At 63.2% G+C, this 2,328-nt stretch carries 2 protein-coding genes; one reads left to right on the forward strand and one right to left on the reverse strand.

What is annotated here, in order from left to right:
- Positions 1-1,691 (reverse strand): protease modulator HflK (hflK, locus tag HX846_RS31205; protein WP_178966869.1); only part of this gene is annotated, 1,691 nt, incomplete at its 3' end.
- 184 nt (positions 1,692-1,875) lie between these two features.
- On the opposite strand from hflK, the gene HX846_RS31210 reads away from it, so the two are divergent.
- Positions 1,876-2,328: CDP-alcohol phosphatidyltransferase family protein (locus HX846_RS31210; protein ID WP_178966870.1), on the forward strand; the 453-nt coding region annotated here is incomplete at its 3' end.

Consider the following 2,328-nt stretch of genomic DNA (forward strand, 5'->3'; position numbering starts at 1 on the left):
TGGGCCGTGGCCTGGGCCCGGTCACGGGCGGTACTGGCTTGCAGCAACGCCTGGTTGGTCTGCTCACTGGCAGCGCCGCGCTCTCGGGAAATCAGCGCCTGGGCGCCGATCTGCGCAGCTTGCACCGCATGGTAGGCATTCGCCGCACCGGAGGGCGGGTGAATGGCTTCCACCACGGTGGCGAGAATTTCCACGCCACTGTCGAGTTTCTTCAGGTCCGCTTGCACCGCCTGGCCAATTTCATCGGCGAGGCTGTTGCGTTCCTCACCCAGCAATTCATCAAGGGTTCGCGAGGCAAACTCGTGGACGAGGATGCGGCTGGCGGTGCTGCGGATCAGCGTGGGCACATCGGCGCTGTTATAGGTGGCGGCGAGTGCGGCCTGGTCGGTCAAGCCGATGCGGTACACAAAGCGCACGTCCATATTGACGATCTGGAAGCTCTGCTTGTCGCCGCTGCTGCTGGCGATCACCTGGGATTTGTCATTCACATGGCTGGCGTCCCACAGGCGATTGGCGATCAGCGGCGCCGGGCCCTCGGCCGGAGCGACGTCGGTGTTTGCCGCTTCGCCAACGCTGGTGGCCAGCTCATGGACCACGCCGTTCTCCACGTTCAGTACGCGACCCAGCGGCCACGGCAAACCGGCATGCAGGCCAGGCCCGAAGACCTCCACCGGCTTGCCAAAGCGTTCATAGATCCCACGGCTTTGCAGGGCGACTTCATGCACGCCGGTCAGCAACCAGCCTACGGCCAGCACCACCACCAGCACTGGCAGGAATGCCCGGCGCATGTAGGTGAAGGCCCAGATCTGCCGCAGGTCGATGCCAAAACGGTTGTGCAGTTCGTGCTGCAAGGCGAGCAACGGTTGCGGCGGCCAGCGCAGCATCCCGGCGATAAAACTTTGCGCCATCAGGCGCGGTTCAAGCCGCTCCTGGCGCGGGCTGAACAGCGACAGCAGGCCTCTTAGCAGAAACTCCAGCGCCACCAGGGCCGGCAACAGGCCGACCAACACGGCCAGGCGCAAGGGCCACACGGACTCTTCACCGGCAAACAGCAGACAAATCGCACTGATCACCAGGCAGATAATCGCCACCCGGCTCAGTTGCGCCAGTTGCACCGCTTCCGGCCATTGGGCGGTGCTTTCCTGGGCCATGCGCCGTTCAAACACCAGCAAGCCGAACGCCAGTGCCAAGGCAATGGCGGCGCCCACACTGGCAGCCTGGCCCAGCGCCGCGGCGGGCAAGGTCAAGCTCCAGAATTCCAGAACGCTGAAGAATGCCAGCAACGACCAGCCGCACAGCCAGAACACCGGTGCGCCAATCTGCACCAGCAAGCCGTTACCGACGCGACCGAACTGCCGGTTTAGCCAGCCAGGTTCTTCTTGTGGCAGCGGCGGTTCGATCAGCCGTGCAGCCGGCTCCTCCAGCGCCATGGCCCGCCAATCCGCGACCCACCACGCCGATTGCAAGCCAGCCACCAGCACCAGCAACGCCGAGGCGCAGTTGATCAGCACCACCGGCCAGATCGACAGCGGGGCGAACAGCGCCACAAACAGCGCCAGCATCCAGCCGCCGACCGCCAGCACCGTCAGGCCAATGCCGGCCTGCCTTAACCGACGGGCATGAAACAACCCCTGCTGAAAACGCGGCAGCCCTTCGATGGCCACGTCATCAGCGTCTAGATCCACTCGCATCCCCAAACGCCCACCCAGAAACAATTAGTTACTCTATAACCCGAAGCGTGAAATTTTTGTTTGGTTTCACACAGATAGTGACGAAAGCCCCAGAAACACGAGCCATCACTGGTTTCAGCGGTGATAAATCGGCACACTCCCCAGAGTTTTTCGCGGGCTTACGGACAAGGAAGCGTCACTCCCCATGATTTCGATCTATCAGCTTAAACCGCGTTTTCAGAACCTGCTGCGCCCGCTGGTGCAGCGCCTCTACGACAACGGCACCACCGCCAACCAGATCACCGTGCTGGCCGGGGTGGTTTCCCTGCTGGTGGGATTGCTGATTGCCGGCTTCGCACAACATGTGTGGCTGTTTGCGCTGATCCCGCTGTGGATGATCCTGCGCATGGCCCTCAATGCCATCGACGGCATGCTCGCCCGGGAGTTCGGCCAGCAATCGCGACTCGGCGCCTACCTCAATGAACTGTGCGACGTGATCGCCGACAGCGCACTGATCCTGCCGTTTGCGCTGATCCCCGAGGTCAGTCTGGCGCCGGTGTTGCTGGTGACGCTGCTGGCGGTGTTCAGCGAATACGCCGGCGTGCTCGGGCCGATGGTCGGGGCTTCCCGGCGCTACGACGGCCCGATGGGCAAGAGC

The organism is Pseudomonas sp. K5002, assembly GCF_013386655.1.
In the GTDB taxonomy this organism is placed as follows: Bacteria; Pseudomonadota; Gammaproteobacteria; order Pseudomonadales; family Pseudomonadaceae; genus Aquipseudomonas.